Source organism: Nonomuraea solani (assembly GCF_900108335.1).
Classification (GTDB): domain Bacteria; phylum Actinomycetota; class Actinomycetes; order Streptosporangiales; family Streptosporangiaceae; genus Nonomuraea; species Nonomuraea solani.
On the sequence record NZ_FNVT01000001.1, the window covers coordinates 214356 to 227461 of the forward strand.

15 protein-coding genes are annotated in these 13106 nt (G+C 70.9%); 11 read left to right on the forward strand and 4 right to left on the reverse strand.

The features are described 5' to 3' along the window. Nucleotides 1-45: 45 nt before the first annotated feature. The gene (locus C4V41_RS01055) at nt 46-525 is read right to left on the reverse strand and encodes a ferritin-like domain-containing protein (RefSeq protein WP_103953806.1); all 480 of its coding nucleotides are present in this window, start codon (nt 523-525) and stop codon (nt 46-48) included. Continuing rightward, the gene (locus tag C4V41_RS01060) at nt 522-986 is read right to left on the reverse strand and encodes a hypothetical protein (RefSeq protein WP_146103487.1); all 465 of its coding nucleotides are present in this window, start codon (nt 984-986) and stop codon (nt 522-524) included. The genes C4V41_RS01055 and C4V41_RS01060 overlap by 4 nt, the downstream gene beginning before the upstream one ends. A 311-nt stretch (nt 987-1297) precedes the next feature. Between C4V41_RS01060 and rimP the strand changes: the two genes are divergently transcribed. The 8 genes from rimP (at nt 1298) to truB (ending at nt 9307) form a co-directional block, all read left to right on the forward strand. Beyond that, on the forward strand, nt 1298-1792 hold the full coding sequence (gene rimP / locus C4V41_RS01065; protein WP_103953808.1) for a ribosome maturation factor RimP: 495 nt from the start codon (nt 1298-1300) through the stop codon (nt 1790-1792). A 12-nt stretch (nt 1793-1804) separates the two neighbouring features. Next, the gene (gene nusA / locus C4V41_RS01070; protein ID WP_103953809.1) at nt 1805-2809 is read left to right on the forward strand and encodes a transcription termination factor NusA; all 1005 of its coding nucleotides are present in this window, start codon (nt 1805-1807) and stop codon (nt 2807-2809) included. Beyond that, nucleotides 2793-3092, forward strand: a complete 300-nt coding sequence (locus tag C4V41_RS01075) for a YlxR family protein (protein ID WP_103953810.1) — start codon at nt 2793-2795, stop codon at nt 3090-3092. Before nusA ends, C4V41_RS01075 begins: the two co-directional genes overlap by 17 nt. Nucleotides 3093-3218: 126 nt before the next feature. Next, nucleotides 3219-6464: a translation initiation factor IF-2 gene (infB, locus tag C4V41_RS01080; protein WP_103953811.1), complete on the forward strand. Its 3246-nt coding sequence runs from the start codon at nt 3219-3221 to the stop codon at nt 6462-6464. Between the two features lie 120 nt (nt 6465-6584). Further along, nucleotides 6585-6881 carry a DUF503 domain-containing protein gene (locus tag C4V41_RS01085; RefSeq protein WP_103953812.1) on the forward strand — a complete coding sequence of 99 codons (297 nt, stop codon included), beginning with the start codon at nt 6585-6587 and terminating at the stop codon, nt 6879-6881. A gap of 37 nt (nt 6882-6918) precedes the next feature. Next, nucleotides 6919-7401 carry a 30S ribosome-binding factor RbfA gene (rbfA, locus tag C4V41_RS01090; RefSeq protein WP_103953813.1) on the forward strand — a complete coding sequence of 161 codons (483 nt, stop codon included), beginning with the start codon at nt 6919-6921 and terminating at the stop codon, nt 7399-7401. Further along, entirely contained in the window at nt 7398-8435 is a 1038-nt protein-coding gene (locus C4V41_RS01095; RefSeq protein WP_103953814.1) for a DHH family phosphoesterase, read from the forward strand. The genes rbfA and C4V41_RS01095 overlap by 4 nt, the downstream gene beginning before the upstream one ends. Then, nucleotides 8435-9307: a tRNA pseudouridine(55) synthase TruB gene (truB, locus tag C4V41_RS01100; protein WP_103953815.1), complete on the forward strand. Its 873-nt coding sequence runs from the start codon at nt 8435-8437 to the stop codon at nt 9305-9307. The genes C4V41_RS01095 and truB overlap by 1 nt, the downstream gene beginning before the upstream one ends. A 23-nt stretch (nt 9308-9330) precedes the next feature. Here truB and C4V41_RS01105 read toward each other — a convergent pair whose 3' ends face one another. Then, nucleotides 9331-10350, reverse strand: coding sequence for a TRM11 family SAM-dependent methyltransferase (locus C4V41_RS01105; RefSeq protein WP_103953816.1), 1020 nt, complete (start codon nt 10348-10350; stop codon nt 9331-9333). Nucleotides 10351-10431: 81 nt separating this feature from the next. Here C4V41_RS01105 and C4V41_RS01110 point away from each other — a divergent pair, with 81 nt between their 5' ends. Beyond that, nucleotides 10432-11358: a bifunctional riboflavin kinase/FAD synthetase gene (locus C4V41_RS01110; RefSeq protein WP_103953817.1), complete on the forward strand. Its 927-nt coding sequence runs from the start codon at nt 10432-10434 to the stop codon at nt 11356-11358. Here C4V41_RS01110 and C4V41_RS01115 read toward each other — a convergent pair. Further along, nucleotides 11355-11939, reverse strand: coding sequence for a TetR/AcrR family transcriptional regulator (locus tag C4V41_RS01115; RefSeq protein ID WP_103953818.1), 585 nt, complete (start codon nt 11937-11939; stop codon nt 11355-11357). The two genes, C4V41_RS01110 and C4V41_RS01115, sit on opposite strands and share 4 nt — an antisense overlap. Nucleotides 11940-12015: 76 nt before the next feature. Here C4V41_RS01115 and C4V41_RS01120 point away from each other — a divergent pair, with 76 nt between their 5' ends. Further along, nucleotides 12016-12423 (forward strand): VOC family protein, encoded by a 408-nt coding sequence (locus C4V41_RS01120; protein WP_103954671.1) that lies wholly within the window; start codon nt 12016-12018, stop codon nt 12421-12423. 166 nt (nt 12424-12589) lie between these two features. Further along, a complete protein-coding gene (rpsO, locus tag C4V41_RS01125; RefSeq protein ID WP_103953819.1) occupies nt 12590-12859 on the forward strand; it encodes a 30S ribosomal protein S15 in 270 nt (89 codons plus the stop codon). The last annotated feature ends 247 nt before the right edge of the window (nt 12860-13106 follow it).

Below are 13106 nucleotides of genomic sequence, written 5' to 3' on the forward strand. Positions count from 1 at the left end.
GCTGAGGGGCCTCTGCCGTTGGGGGCCTCTGCCGCTGGAAGCCGGTCAGCCGCCGCTCTGGGCGGGCGAGGGTGAGGCGGGCGGCGGGGTGGCCGGGGCGGGCATGCCGGGGAAGGCCGCCGGCTGGGCCGGCTGGAAGGCGTAGGAGCGCGCGACCGCCTCCTGCATGGCCAGCGCGGCGTAACGGCGCAGCGCCGCGTCCTGCGCCGCCACCAGCTCCAGGTAGGCGGCCATCACGCCGCTCTCCAGGTGCACCGCCAGCTTGACGGCCAGCGCGGCGCCGGAGGGGAGGAACGGCAGCGCGTAGGAGGCGTCGGGCTCGGCCGGCTTGCCGCCCCGCGCCGTGATGTAGGCCCGCAACTGGTCGCGGCTGGCCCGGTGCTCGTCGAAGGCCGCCGAGATCCGGGCCCGCAACGTCCCCGACGTGCGCGCCCCGAGGATCCCGTACGCGAACAGCGCCGCGTGCTCGGCCGCCAGCGCCTTGCGCAGCTTCTCGACGTCGTCGGCCGCCCCCCGCGCGCTCACAGCGACCTCGGCAGGGCGAGCGCGTGGGCGGCCTCGCAGGCGCCGATGCTGGCGATGAGCTGGGCCAGCCCCGGCGAGACGGCGGCGAGCTGGCGCGGCCGCCGGGCCGCCGCCTTGCGCTCGACCTCGCGCAGCCGCGACAACGACGCCTTCGGGGTGACGGACGGCGAAGGCTTGGGCGACGAGGGCGCCGGGGTCAGGGTCACGTGTTTGCGCAACTCGTTCAGGTGGGCCTGGTGACGGTCGCGGAACGGGACGAGCTTGCCCTTGCCGCCGTCGATCAGGGACGCGTAGAGCGCGATCGTGCGCTCCTTCTCGGCGATCAGCTCCTTCAGCAGCAGCGTCTCGGGGGAGTCCGTGGCCCGGGCGGGCGGCTCGGCGGGGCCGGACGCGCTGCAGGCGGTGAGAGCCGCCGCTCCGCCCGCCAGCAGGGTCCGCCGGGACAGGTGACGCGGGCGCACGGGCTTGGACCTCCAGTGACGGTGCGGCAGGCCGACGAGAAACCCGCCCATCGGAGCGCCGCTCGGCGGCCGTGCCCGATCGACGCCGTCACGGCGGAACGCCGGGCGGCTTTCTCATCGGTAGCATCGTACGGGCTCGTGCCCGGGATCGCTCTCAGGCGACGCTCCGCCATTCGACCGTGACGAGTGGCGCTCTTTCCGTGCCCTCATACGGATAGGGTGTCAACTGTCGTCGCTGGCTGAGCGGCCAGACGGCGGAGAGCCCGAGGCGAGGTCCGCCCGGCTGAGACATGACAATAGGGGAGGTCGATATGGGCAGCGCATCACCCCGCGACCACCTGATGAAGCTCCTGGAGCCCGTGGTCAGCGCGGAGGGCCTCGACCTGGAGGACATCACGGTCACCCAGGCAGGAAAGAGACGGTTGCTTCGTGTGGTCGTCGACCGTGACGGCGGGGTGAGCCTCGACGACGTCGCCGACGTGAGCCAGGCGGTCTCCACGGCCCTGGACGACGACGATGTGATGGGCCAGGCGGCTTACACGCTTGAGGTCTCCTCGCCGGGCGTCGATCGCCCGCTCACCGAGCCGCGCCACTGGCGCCGTGCCGCCAAGCGGCTGGTGAAGGCGGAGCTGAAGAACGGCGCCGTGGTCGAAGGCCGCGTCATGGGCGCCGACGAGAGCGGCGTCGACCTCGACGTCGCGGGCGCGGCACACAGGCTTGGTTACGAAGACCTGACCCGGGGACGGGTACAGGTGGAGTTCCGCCGGATCGACGACGCTGACGACGTCGACGGCGACGAAGGCTAAGGGGGAGCCGTCGTGGACATCGACATGAGCGTCCTGCGCAGCCTCGAGCGGGAAAAGGACATCTCCTTCGACCTGGTCGTCAAGGCGATCGAGGACGCGCTGCTGATCGCGTACTTCCGGACCGAGGGCGCCGCCGACAAGGCGCGGGCCGAGCTCGACAGGAGCAGCGGCCACGTCACGATCCTGGCCGCGGAGCTCGACGAGGACGGCGAGATCGTCAGGGAGTTCGACGATACGCCCAACAACTTCAGCAGGATCGCCGCCACCACCGCCAAGCAGGTCATCCTGCAGCAGCTGCGCGACGCCGAAGACGAGATCAACTTCGGTGAGTTCGCCAGCCGCGAGGGCGAGCTGGTCTCCGGCGTGATCCAGCAGGGCAAGGACCCACGCGTGGTGCTGGTCGACCTCGGCAAGATCGAGGCCGTGCTGCCGCACGCCGAGCAGGTCCCCGGCGAGGAATACGTGCACGGCGAGCGCCTGCGCGTCTACGTGGTGCAGGTGAAGAAGGGCCACAAGGGCCCCTCGATCACCCTGTCGCGCACGCATCCCGGGCTGGTGAAGAAGCTGTTCGCGCTGGAGGTGCCGGAGATCGCCGACGGCACCGTGGAGATCGCGGCGGTGGCGCGCGAGGCCGGCCACCGTACGAAGATCGCGGTCAGGTCGCGCAAGCCGGGCGTCAACGCCAAGGGCGCGTGCATCGGCCCGATGGGCTCGCGCGTGCGCAACGTGATGACCGAGCTGCACGGCGAGAAGATCGACATCATCGACTGGTCGGAGGACCCGGGCGAGTTCGTGGGGAATGCCCTGTCGCCCGCGCGCGTTTCCCACGTTGAGGTCCTCGATCTCGAGGGGCGCGTGGCGAGGGTGACCGTTCCCGACTACCAGCTCTCGCTGGCCATCGGGAAAGAGGGGCAGAACGCCCGGCTCGCCGCGCGACTGACCGGATGGCGGATCGACATCCGGCCCGATACACAAGCCGAGGACGCCGCCGGTTCCGTAGATGCGTCAACACGGTAAGCTGGAATATGGTGGCCAAGCGGTCCCACAGCGCACCTGTGTGGGCTGCAGGGTTCGCACGGCTAAGTCCGAGCTGCTCCGCCTGGTGCGGGTCGAGGACTCCATAGTCCCTGACCTGCGCGGACGACTCCCAGGCCGAGGTGCATCACTGCATCCGGCCTTGAGCTGTCTGGAGCTCGCCGAGCGTCGCCGAGCGTTTCCGCGCGCGTTCCGCGTAGCGGGGCCGCTTGACGTGTCGCCCGTGCGGGCGCACTTGGAGGGGGAACCACGAAATGTCATGTAGGACGCCGAGTTGATGGGCGGAGTCAGATTGCTATGAGCGCCTGATGAGCACGCGGCGATGAAGACGTCAAGGTAGCGACGGTCCGGACGGCATTAGCCAGCCTCCCGGGCCGAGTAAGGGAGTGCAGTGGCGAAGGTCCGGGTATACGAGCTCGCTAAGGAGTTCGGCGTAGAGAGCAAGGTCGTCATGGCCAAGCTCCAAGAGATGGGGGAGTTCGTCCGTTCGGCGTCCTCCACCATCGAAGCGCCGGTGGTCCGCAGGCTCACCGAAGCTCTGGGCGCATCCAAGGGTGGGCCCTCTAGGGGCGGCGGACAGCCGTCCAACAAGCCGCAGCCGCCAAGGGCTGCTCCTCGGCCGGCGGACAGCCAGGCCGGAAACGGCGCCGGTCAGGCGCCCCTGCCCGGTCCTCCGCGGCCGGGTCCCAAGCCGGGTCCGCGTCCGAGCCCCGGTGCTCCTGCCGGCGGTCCGGCGAGTTCCGGTGGTCCCGCGACCTCCGGTGGTCCCGCGAGTTCCGGCGGCGCCGGCTCCGGCGGTCCCGCCGCGCAGCCGCGTCCGCCGGTGGCGATGCCGCACCAGCAGCCCCAGCAGCAGCCTGAGGCCGCTCGCGGCGAGACGTCCGGCGCCCCGCAGGCGCGTTTCGAGAGTGGCGCCGGCGCGCCCGCTCGCCCGGCGGCGCCGGGCCCGCGGCCCGGCCCCAGCGCCCGTCCGGGTCCCAAGCCCGGGCCCGCGCCCCGTCCAGGGCCCTCGGACCGTGGCGGTGACCGTGACCGTGGCGGCGACCGTGGCGGCGACCGCGGCGGCTCCACTCAGGCGCCGCGTCCCGGTGCCCCTTCCGGTGGCGGCCCGCGTCCCGGTCCCGGCCCCAAGCCGGGTCCGCGCGGCCCGCGTCCCGGTAACAACCCGTTCTCGTCCAACGCCAGCGGCATGGGCCAGTCCCGTCCGCCGCGCCAGGGTGGCAACCGCGATGGCGGTGGCGGCCCCGGTCAGCGTGAGCGTCGTGACGGCCCGCCGCGCGACGGCGCGATGCCGCGCCCGCCGCAGGGCCGTGGCGGTGGCGAGGGCAGGCCGGGCAGCGCCGGTCCGCGTCCGGGTCCGCCCGGTGCGGGCGGTCCGCGTCCGGGTCCCGGCGCCGGTGGCCCGCGTCCCGGTGGTCCGCGTCCCAACCCGATGATGATGCCCCAGGGTCGTCCCGCCGGTCCCGGCGGTGGCGGCGGCGGTGGCGGTCGTCCCGGCGGCGGTGGCGGCGGTGGCCGTCCCGGCGGCGGTGGCGGCGGTGGCCGTCCCGGTGGTGGCGGTGGCGGTCGTCCCGGTGGCGGTGGCGGCGGGTTCGCCGGTCGCCCGGGTGGCGGCGGCACCGGTCAGCGCACCGGCACCGGTGGTCCCGGCGGCGGTGGCGGCGGCTTCGGCGGTCGTCCCGGCGGCGGAGGCCGTGGCCGTGGCGGCGGCACCGCGGGAGCCTTCGGGCGTCCCGGTGGCCGTCCCGCGCGTGGCCGTAAGTCGAAGCGTCAGAGGCGCCAGGAGTTCGACAACATGTCGGCGCCGGCGATCGGCGGCGTGCAGGTCGCTCGTGGCAACGGCGCGACGATCCGCCTTCCGCGCGGCGCGTCGCTGTCCGACTTCGCCGACCGCATCGGCGCGAACCCCGCCTCGCTCGTGCAGATCATGCTGCACCTCGGCGAGATGGTGACCGCGACGCAGTCGGTCAACGAGGAGACGCTGCAGCTTCTCGGCCAGGAGCTCGACTACGACATCCAGGTCGTCAGCCCGGAGGAGGAGGACCGCGAGCTTCTCGAGGCCTTCGACATCGAGTTCGGCGAGGACGAGGGCGACGAGGCCGACCTGGCCGCGCGTCCGCCGGTCGTGACCGTCATGGGTCACGTCGACCACGGTAAGACCAAGCTGCTCGACGCCATCCGCAAGACCAACGTGGTGGCGCGCGAGGCCGGTGGCATCACCCAGCACATCGGTGCCTACCAGGTCTCCGCCGAGCACGAGGGCGAAGAGCGCAAGATCACCTTCATCGACACCCCGGGTCACGAGGCGTTCACCGCCATGCGTGCCCGAGGCGCGAAGTCGACCGACATCGCGGTGCTGGTGGTCGCGGCCGACGACGGCGTGAAGCCGCAGACGATCGAGGCGCTCAACCACGCCCAGGCGGCCGACGTGCCGATCGTGGTCGCGGTCAACAAGGTCGACAAGGAGGGCGCCGACCCGAACAAGGTGCGGGCCCAGCTCACCGAATACGGCCTGGTGGCCGAGGAGTACGGCGGCTCGACGCTGTTCGTCGACATCTCGGCGAAGAACGGCACGGGCATCGACCAGCTCCTCGAGGCGATCGTGCTGACCGCCGACGCCGAGCTCGACCTGCGCGCCAACCCGACGATGGACGCTCAGGGCATCGCGATCGAGGCACACCTCGACAAGGGCCGTGGCCCGGTCGCGACCGTCCTGGTCCAGCGCGGCACGCTGCGCGTCGGCGACTCGATCGTGTGTGGCGAGGCCTTCGGCCGCGTCCGCGCGATGCTCGACGACACCGGCGAGGCGGTCGAGGAGGCCACGCCTTCGCGTCCGGTCCTGGTCATGGGTCTGACGGCCGTGCCGAGCGCCGGTGACAACTTCATCGTCGTCACCGACGACCGGATGGCCCGCCAGATCGCCCAGCAGCGCGCGGCGCGCAAGCGCAGCGCCGACATGGCGAAGTCGAGCCGTCGCCGCACCCTCGAAGAGCTGTTCAGCGACCTTGAGAAGGGTCGCGTCGACGAGCTCAAGCTCATCATCAAGGGTGACGTGTCCGGTTCGGTGGAGGCCCTGGAAGACGCTCTGCTCAAGATCGACGTCGGCGACGAGGTCAGGCTCCGTGTCCTGCACCGCGCGGTCGGCGCCATCACCGAATATGACGTCAACCTGGCCGTCGCCGACGACAACGCGGTGATCATCGGCTTCAACGTCCGGCCTGAGCCCCGGGCGCGCGACCTCGCCGAGCGCGAGGGCGTCGACATCCGCTACTACTCGGTCATCTACCAGGCGATCGAGGAAATCGAAGCGGCGCTCAAGGGCATGCTCAAGCCCGAGTTCGAAGAGGTCCAGATGGGCACCGCCGAAGTCCGCGAGGTCTTCAAGGTGCCGAAGATCGGCAACGTGGCCGGTTCGCTGGTCCGCTCCGGTCTGATCGTCCGCAACAGCAAGGCCAGGATCATCCGCGACGGCGTCGTCATCGCGGACAACCTGACCGTCTCGTCCCTGCGTCGCTTCAAGGATGACGCGACCGAGGTCCGCGAGGGCTTCGAGTGCGGCATCGGTGTCGGTTACAACGACATCCGGATCGACGACGTGATCGAGACGTTCGAAATGCGGGAGAAGCCGCGCGCGTAACACGCGGCCGGGCGCCCGGCGGGACATCCGCCGGGCGCCTCTCGCACGCCCTGGCCTGGTCCCCACCGCACCGGGCCGGTCGTGCATTCAGCACACCAGATCAAGCGGTGGTGACCAACGATGTATGTGGGTGCTCTGACCCTGGACATCCTGCTCGGCGACGTCAGATCGCTGAAGCAGAAGCGCTCTGTCGTACGGCCGCTGATCGCCGAGTTGCAGCGCCGTTATCCCAGCATCGCGGTGGCTGAGACCGGCCTGCTGGATCTGCATCGCAGAGCGGAGGTCGGTATCGCGGTCGTTTCCGCCTCCGCGGGTAACTGCAAAGAGGTGATGGACGCCTGCGAACGCATGGTGGCCTTCCGCCCCGAGATCGAGCTGCTGTCGGCCCGGCATCGGCTCTACAACGACGAAGATTGAACGACTGCACGGCCACGTCGTGCGTGAGGGGGCAAACATGGTGGATGCACCACGAGCACGCAAGCTCGCCGATCGCATCCAGCAGATCGTCGCCGAGATGCTGGAGCGCCGGATCAAGGATCCGCGTCTGGGCTTCGTCACCGTGACCGATACGCGGGTCACCGCTGACCTGCGTGACGCGACGGTGTTCTACACGGTGTTCGGCTCCGACGCCGAGCGGGCCGACAGCGCGGCGGCGCTCGAAAGTGCCAAGGGGATCATCCGCTCCGAGGTGGGCCGGCAGACCGGCGTGCGTTTCGCCCCGACGCTGACGTTCACGCACGACCCGCTGCCCGACAGCGCGCGGCACCTCCACGACCTCATCAACACCGCTCGCGCGCGGGACGCCGAGGTGGCGCGTCAGGCGGAGAACGCGGCCTACGCCGGTGAGGCGGACCCGTACCGCAAGCCTGAGGACGAGGAGCTGGAAGCGAAGTCCGGCGTCAACGGCGCCGACCCGGACGGGGACGACCGGGCGTGACGCCCGACGTGCGCGACCGGGCCGACCGGCCGCCCCGCGCGGCGGGCCGGCCGGCCGAGAGCTGCCCGATCCCCGAACCCGCGTGGGATCGGGCGCTGCGGCTGATCGGCGAGGCCGACGAGGTCGCGCTGGCCTGCCACGTGACGCCCGACGGTGACGCGCTCGGCTCGATGCTGGCCGTCGCGTTCGTGCTGCGGTCGATGGGCAAGCGCGTCGTCGCGTCGTTCGGTGACCGGCACTTCGTGGTGCCACGGCTGCTGCGGTTTCTGCCCGGGCAGGAGATGCTGGTGCCGCCGGAGTCCTATCCGGCCGAGCCGCGGCTGATGATCGTGTTCGACTCCTCGACGTTCGAGCGGCTGGGGCTGCTCGGGGCCAGCGCCGCCATGGCGCGTGAGCTCATCGTGGTGGACCACCACCCGTCCAACGAGGGCTTCGGCACGCTCAGCCTCATCGACGCCCATGCGGCGGCCACGGCCATGCTGGCCGAGCAGCTCGTCTACCGGCTCGGCGGGCGGCTCGACCGCGACATCGCCACCTGCCTCTACGCGGGGCTGGTGACGGACACCGGGTCGTTCCGGTACGCCTCGACCACGCCCGCCGTGCACCAGATGGCGGCCAGGCTGGTGGCGACCGGGCTGCGTACCGACGAGATCGCGCGCGAGCTGTGGGACCGCTCGCCGTTCGGCTACCTGAAGGTGCTGGCCGGGGCGCTCGACCGGGTGACGCTGGAGGGCCGGATGGTGTGGACGTACGTGACGCGGGTCGACCGGGCCGCGTACGGGCTGCCGTACGCGGAGCTCGAAGGCATCATCGACATCGTGCGGCGCACCGACGAGGCCGAGGTCGCGGTCGTGCTCAAGGAGGACGACCAGGGCGACTGGCAGGTGTCCACCCGCAGCAAGGGAGCCGTCGACGTGGCCGCCGTGTGCGCGGCGCTGGGCGGCGGCGGGCATCACTACGCGGCCGGATACACCTCGCGCGACAGCGTGGAGGAGACCATGGCGAAGTTCAGGCGAGAGCTGGGGAAGGCTTGATGGCCGAGAGCGGTCTGATCATCGTCGACAAGCCGGGCGAGTGGACCTCGCACGACGTGGTGGCCAAGATGCGGCGCATCGCGGGCACCCGGCGGGTGGGGCACGCGGGCACGCTCGACCCGATGGCGACGGGCGTGCTGGTGGTCGGCGTGGAGAAGGCGACCCGGCTGCTCGGGCACCTGATGCTGACCGAGAAGGTCTACGAGGCCACGATCCGGCTCGGCGTGAGCACGAACACCGACGACGCCGAGGGCGAGGTGACCGCCTCGGCGCCGGCCACGGGCGTCACCGCGGCCGAGATCCACAAGGGCGTCGTGGCGCTGAGCGGCGAGATCATGCAGGTCCCGCCGCAGGTGAGCGCGATCAAGGTGAACGGGGAGCGGGCCTACAAGAAGGCGCGCGCGGGCGAGGAGGTCGAGCTGGCCGCCAGGCCCGTGACCGTGCACGCGTTCGACGTGCTCGACATCCGGGTCTCCGGTGACGTCGTCGACGTGGACGCGGTCGTGACGTGCTCCAGCGGCACCTACATCCGCGCGCTGGCCCGCGACCTGGGCGGCGCGCTCGGGGTCGGGGGGCATCTGACGCGGCTGCGGCGCACCCGGGTGGGGCCCTACGACCTGTCGCTGGCCAGGACCATCGAGGGGCTGGCCGAGGAGTGCGTGATTCTGCCGATCGGTGAGGCGGTGGCGGCGGCGTTCCCGCGTAGAGACGTCACGGCCGAGGAGGCGCGCGTGATCGGGCACGGCGGGCGGCTGCCGGCGGCCGGGCTCGGCAAGGGCCCGATCGGCGTGTTCGGCCCGGACGGGGCGCTGCTGGCGCTGGTGGAGGAGCAGGGCAAGGTGGCCAAGCCGCTGGCGGTCTTCGCCGGTTAGGCCCGGCGCGCGCCGGTCGCGGGTCAGGCGGGTTTTCTGGCCACGATGATGTCGCGGACGATCGCCTGGTCCACCCAGTGCTCGAAGCCGGGGTAGTCGACCACGTCGAGCCCGGCGTCGTCGAGGATCTTGGCCAGCTCGGCGCTCTTGCCGCCGTAGGTGTTCCAGGAGATGCCCATCGCGCCGCCGGGGCGCAGCAGCTCGGCCCAGACGGGGATGGCCTGCCCGAGCAGCTCCAGCGGGCTGCGCGACAGGCCGGCGCCGCCCTTGCTGCCGTGCTGGACGCCGTAGGGGGCGTCGGTCACCAGCAGGTCGAACGAGCGCGGCTTGAAGAACTCGCGGCTCTTGAGGGTGTCGGCGCTGACCACGGTCAGGCGCTGGACGTCGCCCGCCTTGACGGCCTCCTTGGACAGGCCGAACGTGACGTTGAAGCGCCGCCCGACCAGGGCGCGCTCACGCCGCACAGGTACGGTCTCCGCCGTGTGCTTGAGCTTCTTGTTACGCAGCCAGGTCTTGATGAAACCGGTGTAGGCCTCGAAATCCTTGCCGTCGACGTCGATCCCGTAGGCGTCGTAGCCGTACATGAGCGCCTGGTTGAGCGTCGTGCCACGGCCGCACAGCGGGTCGAACACCGACAGCCGCTCGCCCAGCCCCTTGTCGGCGGCCAGCGCGGTGACGTTGAGCAGCAGCTTGGTGAAGTGCTCGTTGGTCTTGCCGGCGTATTTCTGGATGGTGATCAGGTCACTGCTCAGCCGGTCGCGCGGGCGCATCTCCAGCGGTCTGAGCAGCTCGCCCTCCACCTGGAACACGGCGTAGACGGACGAGAGGTCGGACAGCAGCGCCACGTCCGGCGGGCTGAGGGGCTCGGCGGTCTCGAAGGACACATAAGGGACACCGCCGATGCGGGTCTCCTCGCTGTCAAGAACCTCGCCGCGGAGGCCGCGCGAGCTGAAGACGGCCAGCTCACTGCGGGTCAGCCGGATGGAGCTCTCTCCGTAGACCCGGTTGAAGGCGGGCAGGATCAGAAGCGCGTAACGAGGCATGATGCCCGATCATAACCCCCTCGATTAAGGGGAACGGCGCGGCGCATGGCAGGCTTGTACGCGATTGGTCCGGCCGAGCGAATGGGGCCTAGCGTGCAGGGTTCGGAAAGGTCCGTCGTCACCCTGGGTGTCTACGACGGCGTCCACCGCGGGCACCAGCGTGTCATCGAGCGGACCGTCGCCCTCGCGCGCGAGCGGGGGCTGCGCGGCGTGGCCGTCACGTTCGAGCCGCACCCCGACGAGGTCGTGCGGCCCGGGTCGCATCCGCCGCGGCTCACCAGCCTGCGGCGCAGGGCGGAGTTGCTGACCGGGCTGGGCGTGGACGAGGTCGAGGTGGTGGAGTTCACGCTCGGGCTGTCGCGGCAGAGCCCCGACGATTTCGCCCAGAGCATCCTGGCCGAGCGGCTGCGGGCGGCCGTGGTGGTGGTCGGGGAGGACTTCGTGTTCGGGCACAAGGCCAGCGGCGATGCAGAGATATTGCGGACGCTGGGCGAAAAATACGACTTCGCGGTGGAGGCCGTGCCGCTGCTCGACGACATCTCCTCGACCTCGATCCGCGGACGGCTCGCCGAGGGCGACGTGGAGAGCGCCAGGGACCGGCTCGGGCGGCCGCACCGGGTGGAGGGCGTGGTCGTGCGCGGCTACCAGCGCGGGCGCCAACTCGGCTTCCCCACGGCCAACGTGGAGACGCCCCCGCACACGGCGATCCCGGCCGACGGGGTCTACGCCGGGTGGATGGAGTGCGTGCCGGTGGCCAACCTGCCCGCTCTCTACGCGGGCGAGCGATGGCCGGCGGCGATCTCGGTCGGCACGAACCCGACGTTCGAGGGCGTGCCCAGGACGGTCGAGGCCTACGCCCTGGACCGCGATGACCTGGAGCTGTACGGCGTGCACGTGGCGGTGGAGTTCGCCGCCCGGCTGCGGGGCAACACGCGGTTCGAGTCCATCGAGGCGCTCATCGACCAGATCCACGCCGACGTCGACGCGACCCGCCGCCTGACCGGTTAGGCCGCCCGGCGCACCGCCTCCAGCAGGCGTGACAGCGCCGCCAGGGTGTCCGGCAGGTCGGTCGGGCCCGTCGACTGGGCCAGCCACAACGCGGCCTCGTTCATGGCGCCCGACAGCAGGCGGGTGAGGGGCGCCACCGGCTGGGGCGGGATCGTGCCGTCGTTCACCAGCTCCGTCAGGGCCTCCGACAGGTGCGCGGCCGAGGCGGCCTCGTCGATGGCCCGCCACTCGGCCCAGCCCAGCACCGCGGGCCCGTCGATCAGCATGACGCGCTGCACCTCCGGATCGGCGCTCGCCTCGACGAACGCCGCGCATCCCGCCTTCAGCCGGTCCCACGGGTCGCCGGCCGCCTCCGCCGCCGCGACCACCCGGGCCGCCACCTCCTGCTGCACCTGCTCCAGCACGGCGCGGAAGAGCGCGCTCTTGCCCTCGAAATGGTGATAAAGCGCACCCTTGGTCACCTGGGACTCGCGCACGATCTCCGCCAGGCCGACCGCCGCGTACCCCCGGGTGGCGAACAACCGCCTGCCCTCGGCCAGCAGCGTCCGTCTGGTCCGCTCCCTCTGCTCGGCTCTGGTCACGCGCCCCCCTTTGACATACCGATGGTAGGCGAACTAGCGTACCTTCGCATACCATCGGTATGTGAAAGGGATGTTCATGCTGCTCAACAGCTTCTATCCGGTGATCTGCACCGGCCAGGTCGCCGCGTCCAGAGACTTCTACGTGCGCCTGTTCGGGTTCGAGGTGACATTCGAGGCCGACTGGTACGTGAGCCTGCGCCGCGGAGACCACGAGCTGGCCCTGCTCGACCACACGCACCCGACCCTGCCCGCCGCCTACCGCAGACCGGTCGCGGGGCTGCTGCTCAACTTCGAGGTCGGCGACGTGGACGCCGAGTGGGAGCGGCTCGTCACGGGCGAGGGGCTGGTCCCCGAGCTGGCGCTGCGCGACGAGGACTTCGGCCAGCGCCACTTCATCGTGTCCGACCCCAACGGCGTGCTGATCGACGTCATCACCCCCATCGCGCCGTCGGAGGAGTTCGCGACCCAATACGTTTCCGGCTGATAACCGACCGCCCAGGCACTGGACACTTGGTGGTAGCCTTGCATGTCGGCTCTGTAGCGGCGGCGCTGCGCGCTGCCATGACGGCCTTCACGCGGCGACTGTAGGCACGCACGGTTGTTCGCGCCCATCATCTCATTCGCGCGTGTCCGTAGATTGAAGGAGAGCCGTGTCCCTCGACACCGCTGCCAAGAAGTCCATCATCGATGAGTACGCGACCGTCGAAGGCGACACCGGGTCGCCCGAGGTGCAGATCGCGCTGCTCAGCAAGCGCATCAGCGAGCTGACCGAGCACCTGAAGACGCACAAGCACGACCACCACAGCCGTCGTGGCCTGCTTCTGCTCGTGGGTCGCCGGCGCCGCCTGCTGAAGTACCTGCAGAAGGTCGACATCCAGCGCTACCGGACGCTCATCGAGCGGCTCGGCCTGCGCCGATAGCATGAAAGGGAGCGGCGTCCGCGCCGCTCCCTTCTCATATGGGTCTCTGATGGGTAGGGACCCGGCTGAGAAAACGCGTGGCGACGTGAAAACGGCCCCGCACCTGACGTACAACTGAAGATCCGAGACACACAGCCCCCGCGTCCGCTTAGCACCATGCGACCCGCGACGCCTGCGGGCCGGTCCTCGGTAGTGGCTTCCGGTAGGAACGGCAGAGTTCCTCGACCGGGCGCTTCGATCGAAGACC

What these genes read in the sequence shown, in the direction of transcription:
- rimP (WP_103953808.1), top strand. Translation starts at nt 1,298, where the DNA reads ATGGGCAGCGCATCACCCCGCGACCACCTGATGAAGCTCCTGGAGCCC.
- C4V41_RS01075 (WP_103953810.1), top strand. Translation starts at nt 2,793, where the DNA reads ATGCGTCAACACGGTAAGCTGGAATATGGTGGCCAAGCGGTCCCACAG.
- C4V41_RS01085 (WP_103953812.1), top strand. Translation starts at nt 6,585, where the DNA reads ATGTATGTGGGTGCTCTGACCCTGGACATCCTGCTCGGCGACGTCAGA.
- rbfA (WP_103953813.1), top strand. Translation starts at nt 6,919, where the DNA reads ATGGTGGATGCACCACGAGCACGCAAGCTCGCCGATCGCATCCAGCAG.
- truB (WP_103953815.1), top strand. Translation starts at nt 8,435, where the DNA reads ATGGCCGAGAGCGGTCTGATCATCGTCGACAAGCCGGGCGAGTGGACC.
- C4V41_RS01105 (WP_103953816.1), bottom strand. Translation starts at nt 10,350, where the DNA reads ATGCCTCGTTACGCGCTTCTGATCCTGCCCGCCTTCAACCGGGTCTAC.
- C4V41_RS01110 (WP_103953817.1), top strand. Translation starts at nt 10,432, where the DNA reads ATGGGGCCTAGCGTGCAGGGTTCGGAAAGGTCCGTCGTCACCCTGGGT.
- C4V41_RS01120 (WP_103954671.1), top strand. Translation starts at nt 12,016, where the DNA reads ATGCTGCTCAACAGCTTCTATCCGGTGATCTGCACCGGCCAGGTCGCC.